The organism is Actinomycetospora cinnamomea (assembly GCF_003096675.1).
GTDB lineage: Bacteria > Actinomycetota > Actinomycetes > Mycobacteriales > Pseudonocardiaceae > Actinomycetospora > Actinomycetospora cinnamomea.
The window spans coordinates 25,063-45,579 of record NZ_QEKW01000010.1; the positions used below are offsets into that span (position 1 = coordinate 25,063).

The following is a 20,517-nucleotide window of genomic DNA, read 5'->3' on the forward strand; positions in this document are numbered from 1 at the left end:
TGCCGAGGACGCCGCGCAGACGCTCGCCGAGGCTGCGGACCTGCCCGAGGGCGCCGTCGGCGGCACGCCGACCGCCGCCACCGACGACCTGGGCGCCGACGACCTGGGCGCCGACGCCGACACCGACGCGGATGCGGACGCCGACACCGACGTCTTCGGTGAGGCCCCGGTCGCCCCGGTGTTCGCCTCCATCGACCGGCCCATCCAGACCGTCGGCCGGCGCAAGGAGGCCGTCGTCCGCGTGCGCCTCGTCGCGGGCAGCGGCCGCATCGTGTGCAACGACAAGGCGTTCGAGGAGTACTTCCCGAACAAGGTCCACCAGCAGCTCATCCGCGAGCCGCTGGTGACCACCGAGCGCACCGAGCAGTTCGACGTCTTCGCCACCCTCACCGGCGGCGGCACGTCGGGCCAGGCCGGCGCCCTGCGCCTGGCGCTCGCCCGCGCCCTCACCGAGGTCGACCCGGACGACCGCCCGGGCCTCAAGAAGGCCGGCTTCCTCACCCGTGACGCGCGGGCCAAGGAGCGCAAGAAGTACGGCCTCAAGAAGGCCCGGAAGGCGCCGCAGTACTCGAAGCGCTGATGGCGAGGCTCTTCGGCACCGATGGTGTCAGGGGCCTGGCCAACGCCGACCTCTCTCCGGAGCTGGCGACCGCGGTGTCCGCGGCGGCCGCGGGCGTGCTCGCCGAGCACGCCCGCGCCGGTGGTCGGCGGGGCGCCGGGCCGGACGACGCGACCCGGCGGCCGGTGGCCGTCGTGGGTCGTGACCCCCGGGCCAGCGGCGAGATGCTCGAGGCGGCCGTCACCGCCGGCCTCAGCGCCGCGGGCGCGGACGTCCTGCGGGTCGGCGTGCTGCCGACGCCCGGCGTCGCGTACCTGACCGGCGCGCTGGACGCCGATCTCGGTGTCATGATCTCCGCGTCGCACAACCCGATGCCCGACAACGGCATCAAGCTCTTCGCCGCGGGCGGGCACAAGCTCCCGGACGCGGTCGAGGACGAGATCGAGGCGCACGTCCGCGAGGCCGCCGCTCACCCGCCCGTCGGCGCGGTCGCGCGTCCCACCGGCCGGGGGATCGGCCGGGTGCGCGACGTCCCGGACGCCCTCGAGCGCTACGCGGCGCACCTCGCGGCGGCCACGCCCACCCCGCTCGGCGGCCTGCACGTCGTCGTCGACTGCGCGCACGGCGCCGCCTCCGCGGCCGCGCCCCGCGCGTACGCCGCGGCCGGCGCCCGCGTCACGGCCCTGCACGCGGAGCCGGACGGCTGGAACATCAACGACGGCGTGGGCTCGACGCACATGGACGCGCTCGTCGCCGCGGTCACCGAGCACGGCGCGGACCTGGGCATCGCCCACGACGGCGACGCCGACCGCTGCCTGGCGGTGACCGCCGACGGTGGCGTCGTCGACGGCGACCAGATCCTCGCGATCCTCGCCCTCGACCTGCTCGAGCGCGGTGAGCTCGCCGACGCCACGCTCGTGGTCACCGTGATGAGCAACCTCGGGCTGCACCTCGCGATGGCCGACGCGGGCATCGCGCTGCGCACCACCGCCGTCGGCGACCGCTACGTCCTCGAGGAGCTGCGGGCCGGGGGCTTCTCCCTCGGCGGCGAGCAGTCGGGGCACGTCGTGCTCCCCGCGCACGCCACCACCGGCGACGGCCTGCTGACCGCGCTGCGGCTGATGGCGCGGATGGCGCAGAGCGGCCGGACGCTGGCCGACCTCGCCGCGGTGATGACGCGCCTGCCCCAGGTGCTGGTCAACGTGCCGGTCGCGGACAAGGCGGCCGTGGGCGCGTCACCCGAGGTGGCCGACGCCGTGGCCGCCGCCGAGGCCGAGCTGGGCGGGAAGGGCCGCGTGCTGCTGCGCCCGTCGGGCACCGAACAGCTGGTGCGGGTCATGGTCGAGGCGCCGACGCAGCGGGTGGCCGGCGAGGTCGCCGACCGCCTCGCGGGGCTCGTCTCCACCGTCCGCTGACGCCCCGTCACACCGCGGTGGCCGGATGGCGCCGCCGGGCGACGGGACCCGCTGTCCGGGCGGGCCGGGACGGGGTTCGGGCCCACGGGGGCGTCACCACGCGTTAGCCTGACGGTGGTCCCGCCGACCCGGGGTGCGGGGCGGCAGACATCGGTGCATCCCGCCGTGGCGCGGGGGAGACGCGGAGGACGCGGATGGACTCGTTCCCGCCCGCGCAGGAGCCCGCGCGCCACCTCGACGACCTCCTCGCCGGCCTCGACGAGGAGGACACCGGCGCCGACCCGTCGGGTGCCCCGGACCTCCCCGAGGTGGCCGAGGCCGTCACCGGCCGCGCCCGCGACCTGCACCGCCTGGCCGACCGCCTCAGCGGTGACGCCGACGCCGGGACGGAGGGCACGACGCTCCCGGCGGTCGCCCTGCTGCGCGCCCACGCCGGCGCGGTCGACGCGCTCGCCGAGCACCTCCTCGCCGCCGGCACGCAGGACGCCCCGGCCGGGAGCCCGGACACGGTCCACGGTCCCGCCCGCGACGGCGGCGGGGCCACCGACGAGCCGCGCGGAGCGCCGCGCGGCGTCGGGTGACCCGCCCCGACCGTCCGCTCCGGCTCGTCCCCGCGGCCGGTCCGGTCGACCTCGCGGGGCCGCCCCGCGCGGCCCTGCTCGGCGCCGTCGACCTCGCCGTCGGGCTGCTCACCGCGCACCTGCCGCGGTGGTCGGCGGTCCCGCCCCGCTGGCGCGGCGTCCCCTCCGGCCCCGACACCGACCCGGAGACCGTGCGCCGGGCGGGCGCCGAGGCCCGGGAGCTGCCCGACCCCGCGGCGCTCGCCGCCCAGGCCGAGGCCCTGCGGGAGGCCGCCACGCTCGTGCGCCGCCAGCACGTCGAGACCGCCGACGACCTCGGGCCGCTGTGGGACACGTGGGCCGGCCCGTCGGCGGACGCCGTGCAGAAGCGGGTGTCGGCGTTGGCGCGCTCGGCGCACGGGCTGGTCGGGGAGCTCGGCGACACCGCCGACGTGTTCGAGGTCGCCGCCGCCCGGGTGGCGGCTGCGGTGCGCGACCTCGCGGCCGGCGCCGCCGCCGTGCGCCCCGCCGACCCCGTCGGCGGGCTGCCGCCCGCGCAGGTGGACGCGCTGCTGGCCGCGGTCCGCGTCGACGCCGGCGTGGAGACGCCGCTGCGGGCCTACGCCGCCGACCTCGAGGAGCGGCTGCACCGCTTCCTGGGGGCGGCGTCGCGCAGCCGCGCCGCCGGGCGGGAGGCGGGCGCGCGGGTCCGCGAGCGGCTGGCCGCCGGCGGGGGTGACCCGCTCAGGTCGAGCGGACCTGGGGCGAGCGGACCTCCGTCTGTTTGATCGCGCCGTCGAACGCCGAGGCGTAGCGCGTCTCGCCCGCGAGGCGGTGCAGCAGGAACGCGGTCAGCAGGGCTTTCACCAGCGAGCGCGTCGAGGGCTCCCCCTTGCCGTCGAGCACGGCGTCGGTCCAGTGCCGGCCCTCGAGCACGCCGAGGTGGGTGGCCTTCTTCAGGGTGCGCAGGGACGACTCGCCGCCCCAGGCGTCGGCGACGAGATCGGCGCCGGCCGCGGGCGGCGACACGAGGTCCTTGCCGAACGCGAGGTGCATGCCGGGCAGGTGCACGGCCCGCGCCGCGTCGACGGCCGACGGCTTGGTGTCGGTGAGCGCGATCGTGGCGACGGCCTGCAGGTCGACGCCGTGGCCGACCTCCCAGTACGGCTCGCCGACCGCCTGCACCTGCGTGTCGGCGGCGGGCACCGCCGCGGCGAGGACCGCCGCGCCCGCGCCCATCCCGTGGCCGGCGACGGCGAGCTTGCGCGGGTCGACGCTCACGGCCGGGGCGCGGGAGTTGCCGCCCAGGCGCACGCCGGAGCAGACGCCGAGCGCGGTGCGCAGGTCGTGGGCGAGGCCGCGGTGGGAGCCGAACGGCCCGCGCTGGGTGTCGGGGGCCGCGGCGACGATGCCCCAGGAGGCGAGGTGGCGCAGCAGCCCGAGGTAGCGCGACGCGGGCTGCAGCCAGTCGTGCGCGATCGCGACGGCGGGCAGGCCCTGCCCCGACGTCGGGGTGAACACCACCCCGGGCAGGCCGACGAGCGCCAGCTCACCACGCAGCACCGCGTACGGGCCGGGCCGCGACAGCTCTGCGACGACGGCCTTCGGCGCCAGCGCCTTCCCGGGGATCACGCTCGCCATGGCACGGCAACCTATCGGAGCGGCGCGGCCACGGCCCGTCGTGACCCGCGCGGGGTGGGGCGAGCCCGCCGGGTCGACGGGGCGCGCGCGGGCCGTCGTTACCCTGAGGCCCGTGTGCGGGATCGTGGGATACGTCGGCTGGCGCGGTGCCCAGGAGGTTCTCGTCAACGGTCTGCGACGTCTGGAGTACCGCGGGTACGACTCGGCCGGGGTCGCGATGGTCGACGGGCGGGGCGGCCTCGAGGTGCACCGGGCGGCCGGGCCGCTGGACAACCTCGTGGCCGTGCTGCCCGAGGGCTCGACGGACGGCGGCGCGGCCGGGGGTGGCACCACCGGCATGGGCCACACCCGCTGGGCCACCCACGGGCCGCCGACCGACCGCAACGCCCATCCGCACCGCGACGTGACCGGCAAGGTCGCCGTGGTCCACAACGGCATCATCGAGAACTTCGCCGCGCTGCGCGCCGAGCTCGAGGCCGACGGCGTGGAGCTGGCCAGCGACACCGACACCGAGGTCGCGGCCCACCTCGTGGCGCGGGCGGTCGAGGCGCAGGCGGGCGACGGCGCCGACGGGCTGACGGCGGCTGTGCGCGCCGTCGTGTCCCGGCTCGAGGGCGCGTTCACGCTGGTGTTCACCCACGCCGACCGGCCCGACGAGATCGTCGCCGCGCGCCGGTCGTCGCCCCTGGTGGTCGGCGTCGGCGAGGGCGAGATGTTCGTGGCGTCGGACGTCGCGGCGTTCATCGACCACACGCGCGAGGCGGTCGAGCTCGGCCAGGATCAGATCGTGACGCTGACCCGGGACGGCGCCGTCGTCACCGACTTCCTCGGCGAGCCGGCCCGCACCCGTCCCTTCCACGTCGACTGGGACATCGCGGCCGCCGAGAAGGGCGGTCACGACTTCTTCATGCTCAAGGAGATCGAGGAGCAGCCGGCGGCGCTCGCCGACACGCTGCGGGGGCACCTCGTCGACGGCCGGGTCGTGCTCGACGAGCAGCGCCTGTCCGACCAGGAGCTGCGCGACATCGACAAGGTGTTCGTCGTCGCGTGCGGCACCGCCTTCCACGCGGGGCTGCTGGCGAAGTACGCGATCGAGCACTGGTGCCGCATCCCGGTCGAGGTCGAGGTGGCCAGCGAGTTCCGCTACCGCGACCCCGTGCTCGACCGCTCCACGCTGGTCGTCGCGATCTCCCAGTCGGGCGAGACCGCGGACACCCTCGAGGCCGTGCGCCACGCCCGCGAGCAGAAGGCCCGCGTGCTGGCGATCTGCAACACCAACGGCGCCCAGATCCCGCGCGAGTCCGACGCGGTGCTCTACACCCACGCCGGGCCCGAGGTCGGCGTCGCGGCGACCAAGACGTTCACCGCCCAGGTGATCGCCTGCTACCTCGTGGGGCTCGCGCTGGCGCAGACGTTCGGCACCAAGTACGCCGACGAGGTCGCCCGCGAGTACGCCGAGCTCGAGTCCAGCACGCACGCGGTGGCCCGGGTGCTCGAGGCGGTCGTCGAGCCGACCCGCGCCCTGGCCCGCGAGCTCGCGCCGTCGAAGGCGGTGCTCTTCCTCGGCCGGCACGTCGGGTTCCCGGTGGCCCTCGAGGGCGCGCTGAAGCTCAAGGAGCTCGCGTACATGCACGCCGAGGGCTTCGCGGCGGGCGAGCTCAAGCACGGCCCGATCGCCCTGATCGAGCAGGACCTGCCGGTCGTGGTGGTGATGCCCTCGCCCAAGGGCCGGGCGATCCTGCACCAGAAGCTGCTCTCGAACATCCGCGAGATCCAGGCGCGCGGTGCGCGGACGATCGTGGTGGCCGAGGAGGGCGACGAGACCGTGCGCCCGTTCGCCGAGCACCTCATCGAGGTGCCGGCGGTGTCGACGCTGCTGCAGCCGCTGGTGTCGAGCATCCCGCTGCAGGTCTTCGCCGCCGAGGTCGCCCGCGCCCGCGGCTACGACGTCGACAAGCCCCGCAACCTCGCGAAGTCCGTCACGGTCGAGTAACCCTACGTGCGTGATCTTCTGAGCTATAGCTCAGAAGATCACGCACGTGTCGACGGAGGAGGCCACCCACGTGTACGGCGTGTGGACGCCCGAGCAGGTGCGGGCCGCCGAGGAGCCGGTGCTCGCGCGCACGCCGGAGGGCGCGCTCATGCGCCGCGCGGCCCGAGGTGTCGCGCAGGTGGCGCTGGCCGAGCTCGCCCGCCGCACGGGCGGGGTCACCGGCCGGCGCGTCGTCGTCCTCACCGGCGCGGGCAACAACGGCGGGGACGGGCTCTGGGCCGGCTACGAGCTGCGGCGCCGGGGCGTGGCCGTCACCGCCGTGCTGCTGAGCCCCGACCGTGCCCACCCCGCGGGGCTCGCCGCCCTGCGCAAGCAGAAGGGCCGCGTCGTCACCGCCGTCGAGCACGGGGTCGCCGCTGTCGACCGCGCCGACCTCGTGCTCGACGCGATCGTCGGCACCGGCGCCAGCGGCGGCCTGCGCCCCGAGGCCGCGACGCTGGCCGACGCCGCGGCGACCGCGGGCGTCCCGGTCGTCGCCGTCGACATCCCCAGCGGGGTCGACCCGCTCACCGGTGTGCCCGGCGAGCGGTCGGTCCACGCCGCGGCGACGGTGACCTTCGGCGCCCGCAAGCCGGTCCACGTCCTGGCCGCGCCCCGCTGCGGCCCGGTGACCCTGGTCGACATCGGCCTCGGCCCCGAGCTGCCGCCGGCCCCGGTCACCGTCCTCGAGGCCCCCGACGTCGGCGCGCGCTGGCCCGTCCCCGCGCCCGGCGACGACAAGTACACCCAGGGCGTCGTGGGTGTCGCCGCCGGCTCGGCGACCTACCCCGGCGCCGCCGTGCTCGCGGCCGGTGCCGCGGCCCTGGCCACCAGCGGCATGGTCCGCTACGCGGGCTCCGCCGCCGACGAGGTCCGCGCCGCGTGGCCCGAGGTCGTCGCCACCGACACCGTGGGCGAGGCCGGGCGCGTGCAGGCCTGGGTCGTCGGCCCCGGGCTCGGCACGGACGACGCCGGCGCGCAGACCCTCGCCGACGTGCTCGACGCGGGGCTGCCGGTGCTCGCCGACGCCGACGCGGTGACGCTGCTCGGGCAGCACGCCGAGCTCCGCGAGAAGGCCGCGGGCGCCCCGGTCCTGATCACCCCCCATGCCGGTGAGTTCGCCCGCGTCGCCGAGCTGTCCGACGACCGTGTCGGCTCCACCCGCCGCGCCGCCGCCGACCTCGGGGTGACGGTGCTGCTCAAGGGCAACGCCACGGTCGTCGCCGCCCCGGACGGGCGCGTGCTCGTGCACCCCGCCGGCAGCGCCTGGCTGGCCACCGCCGGCACCGGCGACGTGCTCTCCGGCGTCGCCGGCGCCCTGCTCGCCGCCGGCCTCGACCCCTGGTGGGCCGCCGGCTGCGCGGCGTTCGTCCACGCCCGGGCCGCGGAGATCGGCGCCGACGGCGCACCCGTCCCCGCCTCCGGGGTCCAGCGCGCGCTGCCCGCGGCGATCCGGGCCGTGCGGGAGGAGGCCCGGTGACCACGACCGTCCGGCGGGCGACGCGGCCCCGCGTCGAGGCCCGCGTCGACCTCGACGCCCTCGCCCACAACGTCGGCCTGCTCGCGGGGCTCGCGCGCGGCTCCGGCGCGGCGACGATGGCCGTGGTCAAGGCCGACGGCTACGGCCACGGCGCGGTCGACGTCGCCCGCACGGCGCTGGCGAGCGGCGCCACCTGGCTCGGCGTCTGCACGCTCGAGGAGGCCGCGGAGCTGCGCGCCGCCGGCATCCGCGCCCCCGTCCTCTCGTGGCTGCACCTTCCCGACGAGGACTTCGCCCCGGCGGTCGCCGACGAGGTCGACCTCGGCGTCTCGTCCCGGGCGGAGCTCGAGGGCGTCGTCGCGGGTGCCGGGCGCGCCGGGCGCCCCGCCCGCGTCCACCTCAAGATCGACACGGGGCTCAGTCGCAACGGCTGCCCGCCCGAGGCGTGGGGCGACCTCCTCGACGCCGTGGAGGCCGCCCGCCTCGCGGGTGACGTCGAGGTCGCGGCCGTCTGGTCGCACCTCGCGCACGCCGACGCGCCCGCCCACCCGACGATCGACGTCCAGGCCACCCGTCTCGACGGCGCCTGGCGCACGGCCGCCGAGCGTCTCGGCGGGCCGCGTCCGTGGCGCCACCTGGCCAACTCCGCGGCCACGCTCACCCGCCCCGACCTGCACCTCGACCTCGTCCGCCCCGGCATCGCCGTGTACGGCCTCGACCCGCTCGACGCCCCCGACGGTCACGGACTGCGCCCGGTCATGACGTTCCGCACCCACGTCGCGCTGGTCAAACGCATCGCCGCGGGAGAGGGTGTCTCCTACGGTCACGAGTGGGTGGCGCCGGACGACCGGGTGCTGGCCCTCGTGCCCACGGGATACGCCGACGGGGTGCCGCGACGGCTCGGAGGGATGATGACGGTGCAGCTCGCCGGCCGGCGCCGGCCGGTCGTGGGCCGCGTGTGCATGGACCAGGTCGTGGTCGACCTCGGGCCCGCCGCCGGTGACGTACCCCCGGTCGCGCCCGGCGACGAGGTGGTCCTCTTCGGTGCCGGCGACGCGGGGGAGCCCACCGCCGCCGAGTGGGCGCGCTGGCTCGACACCATCCACTACGAGGTGGTCACGGGCGTCGGCTGCCGTCCGCGCGTGACCCGGACCACCGCCGGAACCTCTCCGTGACCTCGGACGGCCGGCACCACCACCACCTCTCGCCGGGCGGGGTGGCCGGCGCCGTCGCGGGGGCCGTCATCGGCGGCGCGGCGGCGGCCGGTGCGGTCGGCGCCGGACGGGCCCGGTCGCGGATCCTGCGCCAGCGGGCGCGGCTGTCCGAGGAGGAGAAGGCCCACCCGTCGCGGTTGGGGCTGCTGCCCCCGGGGCGCGAGTCGTCGGTCGCGGCCGACGACGGCGTGCGGCTCTCGGTCGAGGAGGTCGACCCGGTCACCGAGGGGGCGACGCCCGAGCTGACCGTCGTCCTGGTCCACGGCTTCGCGCTCGACCGCAAGTGCTGGCACTTCCAGCGACGCATGCTCTCCGAGCTCACCGAGCCCGCGGTGCGCACCGTCCTCTACGACCAGCGCCGCCACGGCCGCTCCGGCCAGGCCAGCGCGCGGTCGTGCACCATCGCCCAGCTCGGCGCGGACCTCGACGCCGTCCTGCGCGCGGTCGTCCCCGAGGGCCCGATCGTGCTGGTCGGGCACTCGATGGGCGGCATGACGATCATGGCGCTGGCCGAGCGGAACCCGAAGCTGTTCACCGAGCGCGTCGTCGGGGTGTCCCTGCTGTGCACGTCGGCGGGCGACGTCATGGCCGGTGGGCTCAAGCAGGCGGTGCTGTCCCACCGCAACCCCACGGTCAACGTGCTCGGCCGCATCGCGCACGCCCAGCCCGCGTTCGCCGACCGGGTGCGCCGCGTGGCCGGCAACATCATCTGGGCGTTCGTGCAGGCGCTGTCGTTCGGCGACCGCGACACCGACCCGGCCCTGGTCGACCTCGTCGACCGGACGATCGCGGCCACCCCGCTCGACGCGCTGACCTCGTTCGCGAACACCCTGTCGACCCACGACCGGCGGGCGGCGCTGGCGGGCCTGTCGCAGTGCGAGGTGCTGGTCGCGGGCGGGACGCTGGACCGGATGATCCCGTACGAGCACTCCGAGCTCATCGCCGCGGAGATGCCGCACGCCGAGCTGCTGCCGCTCGAGGGCGCCGGGCACATGGCGATGCTCGAGCAGCCCGGGGAGTTCGACGCCGCCCTGCTCGAGCTGCTGCGCCGCTGCACCCACCGCAGCCAGGTCCTGCGTCGCCTGCGCCCGGGCCGCGGGGCGGGGCCGGACCGCCCCCGCCGCGGCCTGCGCCGACCGCGGCGGCGCGCATGAGCACGGATCTGGCCGGCGAGCGCCGCGTCGCCCTGCCCACCGCCGCCGACACCGCCGAGCTCGGGCGCGAGATCGGCACGCGCCTCGCCCCGGGCGACCTCGTCGTGCTGTCCGGGCCCCTGGGGGCGGGCAAGACGTGCCTCGCGGCGGGCATCGGCGAGGGGCTCGGGGTCGAGGGACCGGTCACGTCGCCGACGTTCGTCATCGCTCGCGAGCACCCGCCGCTGCCCGGACCGCTCGGCGGGCGCGGGGTCGTCCTGGTGCACGTCGACGCCTACCGGCTCGGGGTGGGCACGCAGGGCGATCCGGACCCCCGCGACGTCGCGGCCCAGCTCGACGACCTCGACCTCGACACCGATCTCACCCGCGCCGCGGTGGTCGTCGAGTGGGGCGAGGGGGTGGCCGAGCACCTCGCGCCCGAGCACCTGCTGGTCCGGCTGGACCGGTCGGACGCGAGCGAGGCCCGCGAGGCGTTGCTGCGCGGCCCGGCGCGACTGGTGGGCACGGCGCGTCCGTAGGGTCGCACCCGTGCTCGTCCTGGCCCTCGACACCGCCACCGCCCGCATCACCGCGGGTGTCGTCGAGCTCGGCGCCGACGGCCCGCCGGTCGTGCTCGCGGGCCGGGACGCCGTCGGCGCGCGGGCCCACGCCGAGCTGCTGGCCCCCGCGGTGGCGGAGGCGCTCGCCGAGGCGGGGCGTACCCGCCGCGACCTCGACGCCGTCGTCGTCGGGCTCGGCCCCGGCCCGTTCACCGGCCTGCGCGTCGGGCTGGTGACCGCCGCGGCGATGGGCGACGGCCTCGGCCTGCCCGTGCACGGCGTGCCGACCCACGACGCGGTCGCCGCCGGGTCGGCGGGGCGCGTGCTGGTCGTCACCGACGCCCGCCGCCGCGAGGTCTACTGGAGCCTGGTCGTCGACGGGGTCCGCACCCACGGGCCGGAGGTGACGGCCCCGGCCGAGCTGGCCGCCCGCCTTGGCCCCGACGGCGACATCGGTCCCGTCGACACCGTCGTGGGCGACGCCGCGCACCAGGTCTGCGGCGGCGACGGCACCCCGGGCCCGACCCCGGCGGGACTCGTCGCCGTGGCCGCGCCGGCGCTGCGGGCCGGCACCGCGCCCGGCCCGCTCGTTCCGCTCTACCTGCGCCGCCCCGACGCGGTGCCGCCGGGCGCGCCCAAGACGGTCACCCGCGCGTGACCGTCGTCCTCGACGCCCTCACCCCCGACGACGCCGAGCGCTGCGCCGAGCTCGAGGCGATCCTCTTCCCGGGCGATGACCCGTGGAGCGCGCGGGCCTTCCGCGAGGAGCTCCGTGCCGGCCACCGCTACCTCGCCGCGCGCGAACGGGGGGAGGACGCCGAGCGGTGGGTGCTGGTCGGTTACGGCGGCGTGGCACTCCTGCCCGGACGGCTCGGGCAGCCGGCCGAGGCCGAGATCCACACGATCGGCGTCGACCCCACCCACCAGGGCCGCGGCACCGGGCGCGCGCTGCTCGCCGGGCTGCTGGCCGCCGCGGACGCGATCGGCGCGACGACCTACCTCGAGGTCCGCACCGACAACGAGGCCGCCCTGCACCTCTACCGCTCCGCGGGCTTCGAGGTCCTCGGCACCCGGCGGCGCTACTACGCCTCCGGGGCGGACGCGTACACGATGCGGCGGCTCCCGCCCGGCGACACGCCCCGATCCGCCCAGGCGCCCGACCCTCGTTGATGACCTGGCACTCTCGGCGCTAGAGTGCCAACCAGCACGGCGTCGGAGCCGCTCCGGCACCCGCGACGACGGGGCGGACCCGCCGGCGCCGTGGAGCCGACACAGGCGCCCAACTGCTCCGACCCCAGACAGGTGGAGGTCACCGACGTGGCCAGCGTGAACATCAAGCCGCTCGAGGACAAGCTCGTGGTGCAGGCCAGCGAGGCCGAGACCACGACCGCTTCCGGCATCGTCATCCCGGACACGGCGAAGGAGAAGCCCCAGGAGGGCAAGGTCCTCGCCGTGGGCCCGGGCCGCGTGGACGACAACGGGAACCGCATCCCGCTCGACGTCGCGGTGGGTGACGTCGTCATCTTCTCGAAGTACGGCGGCACCGAGGTCAAGTACAACGGCGAGGACTACCTGATCCTCTCCTCGCGCGACGTGCTCGCGGTCGTCAACTAGGACCGGCCCGCGCACGCACAGATCGATCGCCGCCCCGGTGGCCCCACGGGGGCACCGGGGCGGTGTCGTTCCGCGTCGTTCCGCGGAGTCGGAGAGGAAGGAAGTCAGTGCCCAAGCAGATCACGTTCGACGAGGACGCCCGCCGCGCGCTCGAGCGGGGTGTCGACCAGCTGGCCGGAGCGGTCACCGTGACCCTCGGGCCGCGGGGGCGCCACGTCGTGCTGGAGAAGAAGTTCGGTGGTCCGACGATCACCAACGACGGCGTCACCATCGCCCGCGAGATCGAGCTCGACGACCCGTTCGAGGACCTCGGGGCGCAGCTGGCGAAGAGCGTCGCCACGAAGACCAACGACGTCGCGGGTGACGGCACCACCACGGCCACCGTGCTGGCGCAGGCGCTCGTGTCCGAGGGCCTGCGCAACCTCGCCGCGGGCGCCAACCCCTCCTCGCTCGGCGCGGGCATGCTCGCCGCCACCGAGAAGGTGACCGAGGTGCTGCGTGAGCGCGCCACCCCCGTCAACGGCCGCCAGGGCATCGCCGCCGTCGGTGCGGTCGCCTCGCGCGACCAGACGATCGGCGATCTCATCGGCGAGGCCATGGAGTCCGTCGGCGAGGACGGCGTCATCACCGTCGAGGAGGCCTCGACGCTGGCCACCGAGCTGGAGATCACCGAGGGCCTGCAGTTCGACAAGGGCTACATCTCGCCGTACTTCGTCACCGACAACGACTCCATGGAGGCGGTGCTCGAGGACGTCCAGATCCTCCTGCACCGCGAGAAGATCAGCGCCATCGCCGACCTCCTCCCGCTGCTGGAGAAGGTCGTCGAGGGCGGCAAGCCGCTGCTGATCATCGCGGAGGACGTCGAGGCGGAGGCCCTCTCCACGCTCGTCGTCAACTCGATCCGCAAGACCGTGCGGGTCGCCGCGGTCAAGGCGCCGTTCTTCGGCGACCGCCGCAAGGCGTTCCTGGACGACCTGGCGGCGGCCACCGGCGCGACGGTGGTCAACCCCGAGGTCGGCATCAAGCTGTCCGAGGTCGGTCCCGAGGTGCTCGGCACCGCGCGCCGCGCGGTCGTCACCAAGGACGCCACCACCCTCGTCGAGGGTGGCGGCCGTCGGGAGACGGTCGACGCCCGCGTCGCCCTGATCCGGCGTGAGATCTCCGAGACCGACTCCGACTGGGACCGCGAGAAGCTCCAGGAGCGCCTCGCCAAGCTCGCCGGCGGGGTGGCGGTCGTCAAGGTCGGCGCGGCCACCGAGACCGAGATGAAGGAGCGCAAGCACCGCATCGAGGACGCCATCGCCGCCACCCGCGCCGCCGTGGAGGAGGGCATCGTCCCCGGCGGCGGCAGCGCGCTGCTGCACGCCGCGGCCGAGCTCGAGGGCGGACTGGGCCGCACTGGTGACGAGGCCACCGGCGTGGCCCTGGTGCGTCGGGCGCTCTCCGCGCCGCTGCGCGCCATCGCCCACAACGCCGGGCTGGAGGGCTCGGTCGTCGCGGCCCGCGTCGCGGAGTCCGACTGGACCCACGGCTACGACGCCGCGAGCGAGACCTACGGCGACCTCATGGACGCCGGGATCATCGACCCCGTGAAGGTGACCCGGTCCGCCCTGGAGAACGCCACCTCCATCGCCCGCATGGTGCTCACCACGGAGAGCGCCATCGTGGACAAGCCCGAGGAGGAGGAGCCCCAGGCCGCCGGCGGCCACGGGCACGGCCACGGGCACGGCCACTAGCCGGTCGCACGCACACGGGCCCCCACGGCGCCAGGCGGTGGGGGCCCGTGTGGTCTCCCGGGGGTCAGCGCCCCACGGCGCGGCGCGGGCGGCCGGTCACGACGGCCACGCGCTCGGACTCCGACATCCCGCCCCAGATGCCGTAGGGCTCGCCCGCGGCGATGGCGTGGCGGCGGCACGGCTCGATGACCGGGCACTCGCGGCAGACCGCCTTGGCCCGGCGCTCCCGGTGGGCGCGCGCGGGACCCCGCTCACCGTCGGGGTGGAAGAAGAACGCGCTGTCCATGCCGCGGCACGCGCCGAGGCGCTGCCAGTCCCAGATGTCGGCGTTGGGCCCGGGCAGCCGGCGGACGTCGGCCATGTGCCACCTCCTCGTCGCGCGTTGACCGGTGGGCGGTCGTCACTCTTCGTGCGCACCGGGGTGCGGACCGCGACCACCGTGGTGGACCTTATGGCGGTACCGCGCGACACGACAAGGCCTTGCGACGTGCGCCATTCCGCACCACCGATCGCGCCCTACATGTCATGGTGCTTGCCGAGACGGCTCCGATCCGTGATCATTCGCCGCACGCGGAGTACAGGCGGGTGTCGCCGGACGGTCGTATCCGGTGGATCTCCGGTCGTCACCGTAGGGTCGTCCGCACGTTGGACAGGGGGAGGGTCGCCACGACCGCCGGTCCCGAGGGACCGGTCGGTGCCGATCGGCCGTGAGGCCCTCGGCCCCATCGAGGCGTGGTGTCCTGCGCCCGTCGTGAGGAGAGCGCATGGACCGGCACGTCGGCCCCGGAACCGACCGCGGACGCGGTGCGGTGGCCGGTCGGTTTCCCGAAAACGGGGCCGACGGCGGGTCAAGCTCGGCGGCCCGCACGCCGATGGGGGAGAGTGCTCGCTCATCGGCTGCAGGGTCGCTGCAGAAAGGAGCTCCCGTGACCACGGTGCTGATCTGCGACGACCGTCGCAGCGTCCGTGAAGGCCTCACCAGGGTGATGTCCGCGGTCCCGGGTGTCCACCGCATCGACTGCGTCGCCCACGGCGACGAGCTGCTCACGCGCTTCTCGCGGCAGACCGTCGACGTGGTGCTGGTCGGCACCCAGCGCGCCGTGCCCACGGGCGTCGAGGCCACCCGCCGGCTCGTCGCCGCGCACCCCCAGGCCAACGTCATCGTCTTCGGCGCGCCCGACGACTCGGGCAGCATCGCCGCGGCCATCGCCGGTGGCGCGCGCGGCTACCTGCGCTGGGACGCCTCCCGTCCGGAGCTCGTGGCCGCCCTGGCGCACACGCTGGCCAGCACGTCGGTGCCCGCGCCCCGCACGCCCGCCGACTCCGGGGTCCAGCTCACCGAGCGTGAGCTGCAGGTCCTGCGCGGCATGGCGCAGGGCAAGAGCAACGGCCAGATCGGCCGCGAGCTCTACCTCTCCGAGGACACGGTGAAGACGCACGCGCGCCGGTTGTTCCGCAAGCTCGGCGTCCGTGACCGTGCGCAGGCCGTGGCGCACGGCTTCCGGCGAGGTCTGGTCTCCTGACCGCGTCCCGGAACGACGGCCGCTCCGGGGGCCGCGCCGACGTCACCCACCGGGTGCCCGTCGACGACCTCCCGACGCCGGTGATCGGCATCCCGCGCGCGGTCCACCGTGCCGCGGACCGGTGGCGTGCGCCGGATCGGGCGAACGCCGCTCCTCCCCCGCCCGGTGCGGGACCCGCCCGTTACGCTGCACGGACCATGCCGTCGCCCGGCCCCCTCACCTCGGCCGGGACGTCGGACCGTCCGGCGGTGGAGCCCGTGCCGACAGCCGTGCCGACGACACAGGCGTCACCGCCCCGCGTAACACCGGGGCCACGTGCAGCGATGACCGACGCAGGGAACGATCTCGAGGGCCTGGTGGCCGCCGCCAACGACGGCGACCGTTCGGCGCTCAACCGCGTTCTCGCGATCATCCGGCCGCTGGTCGTGCGGTACTGCCGCGCACGCATCGGCCGACACGAACGGTCGTCGGCCTCGGCCGACGACGTGGCCCAGGAGGTGTGTCTCGCCGTGCTGACCGCACTGCCGGGCTACCGCGACCAGGGCCGTCCGTTCCTCGCGTTCGTCTACGGCATCGCGGCCCACAAGGTCGTCGACGCGCACCGGTCGGTGGCGCGCAGCCGGTCCGAGCCGGTGGAGGAGCTCCCCGAGGAGCTCGATCCCCGGGACGGACCCGAGCAGCGGGCACTCAACGGAGCGCTGTCCGTCCAGATGGGTCAACTCCTCGACACACTGCCGCCCAAACAGAGGGAAATCCTCGTGCTGCGTGTCGTCGTTGGATTGTCGGCGGAGGAGACCGCGGAAGCGGTCGAGTCCACTCCCGGTGCGGTGCGGGTGGCTCAGCACCGGGCCCTGTCGAAGCTGCGGACCGCGGTGTCCGCGATCTCGGAAGAGGTGAGTTGAGTGGGCGGCCACCGGGCGTCGGGCGGGTCCGAGGGTGACCTCGTCGACGGCCCCGTCGACCTCGCGGCGGTCCGGGCGGACGACGCCCTGATCGACGCGCTCGCCGGCGGTGCCGGCGCGGCGGGTGATCCGGGCACCTACGGCTTCGGCGGCACCGACGACGACCGGCTCGCCGCGATCCTCGCGGCGTGGCGCGCCGACATCGAGGCCGACCCGATGCCGGAGCTCGTGACCCTCGACGAGGCGGCCGAGGCCGTCGCGGCGGGTCACGAGTCGCGCGACCGGCTGCGGTCCCGCAGCCGCCGGCGCATGCCGTTCGCCATCGCCGCGGTCGCCGCGGCCGTCGCCTGCGCGGGCCTGACGGTCGCCGTCCACGGCGCCATGCCCGGCGACACCCTCTGGGGTGTCTCGAAGGTCTTCTTCTCCGAGCGCGCCGAGAGCGTCGAGCGTGTCGAGGAGGTCCGCACCCGCATCGAGGCCGCCAACGGCGCGCTGGCGCGGGGCGACACCCAGGCGGCCCGCAGCGAGCTCGCCCAGGTCAACATCGTGATCCCGCAGGTCGAGCCGGAGCAGCGCGCCCCGCTGGTCGCCGAGCGCGACCGGGTGCAGAGCTCGCTCGCGAACGACCCGACGCCGACGACGCGCCAGCCCACCGCGGGCTCGACCGAGTCGAGCACGCCGGAGTCACCGGCCCCAGGGCCCGACACGTCCGACGACGCGGTCACCCCGACGCCGGCGCCGGAGGAGTCCCCGGCGTCGCCCGCCGACGAGACCCCGGCCGACCCCGATACCCGCGACGCGGACGAGCCGTCGTCGACCACCACCAACGGGATGTCGTCCACGCCTGGGACAACCCCCACCGGCTGACGGTCCCATCGGACGACGAACGGCCCGGCTCCCGCCAGGGGGCCGGGCCGTTCGTGTGTGGGGAGTCGGCTACTCCGCGAGCGTCGCGTCCGCGAAGCCCCGGCAGTACTCCCACGTGACGTAGGCCGCCGGGTCCGGGTCGAACGGGGGCTCGTGCGGGCGCATGTGGCCCTCGTCGAGCAGCTGTTGCAGGCTGGCGCGCAGCAGGTCCCAGTCGTGGTAGTGCTGCTCGGAGCAGTCCTCGCAGTCGACCACGACGCCACGGATGCCGCGCGGGGCGAGCAGGGCCTCGAACACCGCGAGGTCCCCGAGGTCGGCGACGACCTCGTCGCGCTCGGCCTCGTCCAGGGGCGCGTCGTCGGCGGCGTCCGCGTCCTGCCCCCCGAGCGCACGGGCGGGGTCCGCGGGATCCCCCGCGAACGGGTCGGGCGGCAACGCTTCGAACGGCACGACCAGCAATTTACCCGCCGGGCGGCGGGCGTCACGCCCCGGCGGCCCGCGCGCCCGGGGGACCTCGTACGGGGGCGGACTACGATCGGGGGCATGGTGCTGACGGAGCCCGGCCTGCCGGAGAAGTTCGCCCTGCTCGGCCTGACCTTCGACGACGTCATGCTCCTGCCGGCCGAGTCCGACGTGGTGCCGTCCGAGGCCGACACCTCGGCCCGCCTGACCCGCCGGGTGACGCTGCGCGTGCCGCTCGTGAGCTCGGCGATGGACACCGTCACCGAGTCGCGCATGGCCATCGCGATGGCGCGGCAGGGCGGCATGGGCGTGCTGCACCGCAACCTCCCGGCGGAGGAGCAGGCCGCGCAGGTCGAGGTGGTCAAGCGGTCCGAGGCCGGCATGGTCACCGACCCGGTGACGTGCTCGCCCGACGACACCCTCGCCGACGTCGACGCGCTCTGCGCGAAGTTCCGCATCTCGGGGCTGCCGGTGGTCGACGAGGGCGGGCGCCTCGTCGGCATCATCACCAACCGCGACATGCGCTTCGAGGTCGACCACTCGCGGCGTGTCCGTGACGTCATGACCGCCGAGGACCTGGTCACCGCGCAGGTCGGCGTCACCGCGGAGGCCGCGCTCGGCCTGCTGCGCCGCCGCAAGATCGAGAAGCTGCCGCTGGTCGACGGCGCCGGCATCCTGCGCGGGCTCATCACGGTCAAGGACTTCGTCAAGACCGAGCAGTACCCCATGGCGACCAAGGACCCCGACGGCCGGCTGCTCTGCGGCGCCGCCGTGGGCGTCGGTGACGACGCGTGGACGCGGGCGATGACGCTGGTCGACGCCGGGGTCGACGTGCTGGTGGTCGACACGGCGCACGGGCACTCGCGGGCGGTCACGGCGATGGTCGCGAAGCTCAAGCAGGAGCTCGGCGAGCGGGTCGAGGTCGTCGGCGGCAACGTCGCCACACGGGCCGGGGCGCAGGCGCTGGTGGACGCGGGCGCCGACGCGGTGAAGGTCGGCGTCGGGCCGGGCTCGATCTGCACCACCCGTGTCATCGCCGGGGTCGGCGTCCCCCAGATCACCGCGATCCACGAGGCCGCCGCGGCCGCCGCCCCCGCCGGGGTGCCGGTCATCGGCGACGGCGGGCTCCAGTCGTCGGGCGACATCGCCAAGGCCCTCGCCTCGGGCGCCGGCACGGTCATGCTCGGCTCGCTGCTCGCGGGCACCGCGGAGACGCCGGGCGACCTCGTGCTGCTCGACGGCAAGCAGTACAAGACCTACCGGGGCATGGGCTCGCTGGGGGCCATGCGCACCCGCGGGCAGCAGGGCTCGTACTCCAAGGACCGCTACTTCCAGGACGACGTCCTCTCCGACGACAAGCTGGTGCCCGAGGGTGTCGAGGGCCGCGTACCCTTCCGGGGTCCGCTCGCCCAGGTGGCCCACCAGCTGGTGGGCGGGCTGCGGGCGGCGATGGGTTACACCGGGTCGCGGAGCATCGAGGAGCTGCAGCGGGCGCACCTCGTGCGCATCACCGCCGCCGGGCTCGCCGAGTCGCACCCGCACCACGTCACGATGACCGCCGAGGCGCCGAACTACGGCGCGCGCTAGCGGTACTGGTCGGAGAGGGAGGGCCTCCGCGTGCGCGAGCAGGTCGAGATCGGTCGGGGCCGCAGCGCCCAGCGCAGCTACGTCTTCGACGATCTCGACATCGTCCCGTCGCGGCGCACACGCTCGTCGTCGGCGGTGTCCACGGCCTGGCAGCTCGACGCCTACCGCTTCGAGCTGCCGCTGCTGACCCACCCGACCGACGCGGTGGTCAGCCCGGTCACCGCGGCACGCGTCGGCGAGCTCGGGGGCCTCGGCGTGCTCAACGCCGAGGGCCTGTGGGCGCGCCACGCCGAGGCGGAGAAGGCGCTGGCGGAGGTCGCGGCCCGTGCGGCGGTCGACCCCGCGGACGCCGTGGCCGAGCTGCAGCGCCTGCACGCCGCGCCCGTCCAGCCCGCGCTGCTCACCGAGGCGCTCGAGCGGGTGCGCGCCGCGGGGGCCACCGTCGCGGCCCGGGTCAGCCCGCAGCACGCCCGCGAGCTCACGCCGACCCTGCTCGCCGCCGGGGTCGAGGTGCTCGTGGTGCAGGGGACGATCATCTCCGCGGAGCACGTGGCGGGTGCGCACGCGGAGGCCGAGGGCCCGCTGGACCTCGAGGACTTCATCGAGGCCCTCGACATCCCCGTCGTCGCGGGCGGGGTGGGTGACTACCGCACCGCGATGCACCTCATGCGCACCGGTGCCGCCGGTGTCGTCGTCGGCTACGGCCAGGCCGCGGCGACCTCCACCGACGCGGTGCTCGGCATCGGTGTGCCGATGGCCACGGCGCTCGTCGACGCCGCCGCCGCGCGCCGCGACTACCTCGACGAGACCGGCGGGCGCTACGTCCACGTCATCGCCGACGGCGCCATGGGCTGCTCGGGCGACATCGCCAAGGCGATCGCCTGCGGCGCCGACGCGGTGATGCTCGGCGAGCAGCTCGCCGCCGCGGAGGAGGCCCCGGCGGGGGGCTGGTACTGGACCGCGTCGGCGGCCCACCCGTCCCTGCCCCGCAGCGGCATCACCCGCGTGCCGACCGTCGCGCCGGACCTCGGCACGGTGCTCACCGGGCCCGCGCGCTCCGGGGCGGGCACGGCGAACCTCTTCGGCGCGCTGCGCCGCGCGATGGCCAAGACGGGCTACTCCGACCTCAAGGAGTTCCAGCGCGTGGGGTTGTCCGTCCGGCGCTGATCGTGCACATCTCCGCTGGTCGGGCACGGTGTGCGATCGTCCGGTCTCCCACGGGAGTCGACCTG

Annotated in this window: 21 protein-coding genes; 18 read left to right on the forward strand and 3 right to left on the reverse strand. The window is 75.8% G+C overall.

Annotated elements, in window-relative coordinates:
* The first annotated feature begins 103 nt into the window (after positions 1–103).
* From rpsI to C8D89_RS18290, 4 genes are all read left to right on the forward strand, one after another.
* Entirely contained in the window at positions 104–580 is a 477-nt protein-coding gene (rpsI, locus tag C8D89_RS30375) for a 30S ribosomal protein S9 (protein WP_423717187.1), read from the forward strand.
* Positions 580–1,974 (forward strand): phosphoglucosamine mutase, encoded by a 1,395-nt coding sequence (glmM, locus tag C8D89_RS18280; RefSeq protein ID WP_116709566.1) that lies wholly within the window; start codon positions 580–582, stop codon positions 1,972–1,974. Before rpsI ends, glmM begins: the two co-directional genes overlap by 1 nt.
* A 194-nt stretch (positions 1,975–2,168) precedes the next feature.
* Positions 2,169–2,555, forward strand: a complete 387-nt coding sequence (locus tag C8D89_RS18285; protein ID WP_116709567.1) for a hypothetical protein — start codon at positions 2,169–2,171, stop codon at positions 2,553–2,555.
* Positions 2,552–3,322, forward strand: a complete 771-nt coding sequence (locus tag C8D89_RS18290) for a hypothetical protein (protein ID WP_116709568.1) — start codon at positions 2,552–2,554, stop codon at positions 3,320–3,322. Before C8D89_RS18285 ends, C8D89_RS18290 begins: the two co-directional genes overlap by 4 nt.
* Here C8D89_RS18290 and C8D89_RS18295 read toward each other — a convergent pair.
* Positions 3,279–4,175 (reverse strand): dienelactone hydrolase family protein, encoded by an 897-nt coding sequence (locus tag C8D89_RS18295; protein ID WP_116709569.1) that lies wholly within the window; start codon positions 4,173–4,175, stop codon positions 3,279–3,281. The genes C8D89_RS18290 and C8D89_RS18295 overlap by 44 nt on opposite strands.
* 112 nt (positions 4,176–4,287) lie before the next feature.
* Between C8D89_RS18295 and glmS the strand changes: the two genes are divergently transcribed.
* The 9 genes from glmS (at position 4,288) to groL (ending at position 13,944) form a co-directional block, all read left to right on the forward strand.
* The gene (gene glmS, locus C8D89_RS18300; protein WP_116709570.1) at positions 4,288–6,168 is read left to right on the forward strand and encodes a glutamine--fructose-6-phosphate transaminase (isomerizing); all 1,881 of its coding nucleotides are present in this window, start codon (positions 4,288–4,290) and stop codon (positions 6,166–6,168) included.
* Positions 6,169–6,238: 70 nt separating this feature from the next.
* On the forward strand, positions 6,239–7,687 hold the full coding sequence (locus C8D89_RS18305) for an NAD(P)H-hydrate dehydratase (RefSeq protein ID WP_116709571.1): 1,449 nt from the start codon (positions 6,239–6,241) through the stop codon (positions 7,685–7,687).
* Positions 7,684–8,862 (forward strand): alanine racemase, encoded by a 1,179-nt coding sequence (alr, locus tag C8D89_RS18310; RefSeq protein WP_116709572.1) that lies wholly within the window; start codon positions 7,684–7,686, stop codon positions 8,860–8,862. Before C8D89_RS18305 ends, alr begins: the two co-directional genes overlap by 4 nt.
* Positions 8,859–10,055, forward strand: coding sequence for an alpha/beta fold hydrolase (locus C8D89_RS18315; protein WP_116709573.1), 1,197 nt, complete (start codon positions 8,859–8,861; stop codon positions 10,053–10,055). Before alr ends, C8D89_RS18315 begins: the two co-directional genes overlap by 4 nt.
* Positions 10,052–10,573: a tRNA (adenosine(37)-N6)-threonylcarbamoyltransferase complex ATPase subunit type 1 TsaE gene (gene tsaE, locus C8D89_RS18320; protein ID WP_116709574.1), complete on the forward strand. Its 522-nt coding sequence runs from the start codon at positions 10,052–10,054 to the stop codon at positions 10,571–10,573. Before C8D89_RS18315 ends, tsaE begins: the two co-directional genes overlap by 4 nt.
* A gap of 10 nt (positions 10,574–10,583) precedes the next feature.
* Positions 10,584–11,252, forward strand: coding sequence for a tRNA (adenosine(37)-N6)-threonylcarbamoyltransferase complex dimerization subunit type 1 TsaB (gene tsaB / locus C8D89_RS18325; RefSeq protein WP_116709575.1), 669 nt, complete (start codon positions 10,584–10,586; stop codon positions 11,250–11,252).
* The gene (rimI, locus tag C8D89_RS18330; RefSeq protein WP_116709576.1) at positions 11,249–11,764 is read left to right on the forward strand and encodes a ribosomal protein S18-alanine N-acetyltransferase; all 516 of its coding nucleotides are present in this window, start codon (positions 11,249–11,251) and stop codon (positions 11,762–11,764) included. Before tsaB ends, rimI begins: the two co-directional genes overlap by 4 nt.
* 132 nt (positions 11,765–11,896) lie before the next feature.
* On the forward strand, positions 11,897–12,208 hold the full coding sequence (gene groES, locus C8D89_RS18335) for a co-chaperone GroES (protein ID WP_116709688.1): 312 nt from the start codon (positions 11,897–11,899) through the stop codon (positions 12,206–12,208).
* A 107-nt stretch (positions 12,209–12,315) separates the two neighbouring features.
* A complete protein-coding gene (gene groL / locus C8D89_RS18340) occupies positions 12,316–13,944 on the forward strand; it encodes a chaperonin GroEL (RefSeq protein WP_116709577.1) in 1,629 nt (542 codons plus the stop codon).
* A 64-nt stretch (positions 13,945–14,008) separates the two neighbouring features.
* Here groL and C8D89_RS18345 read toward each other — a convergent pair whose 3' ends face one another.
* Complete coding sequence (locus C8D89_RS18345) at positions 14,009–14,305, reverse strand: WhiB family transcriptional regulator (protein WP_116709578.1); 297 nt, start codon at positions 14,303–14,305, stop codon at positions 14,009–14,011.
* Positions 14,306–14,870: 565 nt separating this feature from the next.
* Here C8D89_RS18345 and C8D89_RS18350 point away from each other — a divergent pair.
* From C8D89_RS18350 to C8D89_RS18360, 3 genes are all read left to right on the forward strand, one after another.
* Entirely contained in the window at positions 14,871–15,467 is a 597-nt protein-coding gene (locus tag C8D89_RS18350) for a response regulator transcription factor (RefSeq protein WP_116709579.1), read from the forward strand.
* 323 nt (positions 15,468–15,790) lie between these two features.
* Positions 15,791–16,369 carry a sigma-70 family RNA polymerase sigma factor gene (locus tag C8D89_RS18355; protein WP_116709580.1) on the forward strand — a complete coding sequence of 193 codons (579 nt, stop codon included), beginning with the start codon at positions 15,791–15,793 and terminating at the stop codon, positions 16,367–16,369.
* Positions 16,370–17,236: an anti-sigma-D factor RsdA gene (locus C8D89_RS18360; RefSeq protein WP_116709581.1), complete on the forward strand. Its 867-nt coding sequence runs from the start codon at positions 16,370–16,372 to the stop codon at positions 17,234–17,236.
* Positions 17,237–17,305: 69 nt separating this feature from the next.
* Here C8D89_RS18360 and C8D89_RS18365 read toward each other — a convergent pair whose 3' ends face one another.
* Complete coding sequence (locus C8D89_RS18365; protein WP_116709689.1) at positions 17,306–17,686, reverse strand: DUF5319 domain-containing protein; 381 nt, start codon at positions 17,684–17,686, stop codon at positions 17,306–17,308.
* A 93-nt stretch (positions 17,687–17,779) separates the two neighbouring features.
* Here C8D89_RS18365 and guaB point away from each other — a divergent pair, with 93 nt between their 5' ends.
* Together guaB and C8D89_RS18375 are read left to right on the forward strand one after the other, a co-directional pair.
* Positions 17,780–19,285 carry an IMP dehydrogenase gene (guaB, locus tag C8D89_RS18370; RefSeq protein WP_116709582.1) on the forward strand — a complete coding sequence of 502 codons (1,506 nt, stop codon included), beginning with the start codon at positions 17,780–17,782 and terminating at the stop codon, positions 19,283–19,285.
* Positions 19,286–19,315: 30 nt separating this feature from the next.
* Positions 19,316–20,452, forward strand: a complete 1,137-nt coding sequence (locus C8D89_RS18375; RefSeq protein WP_116709583.1) for a GuaB3 family IMP dehydrogenase-related protein — start codon at positions 19,316–19,318, stop codon at positions 20,450–20,452.
* Positions 20,453–20,517: the final 65 nt, after the last annotated feature.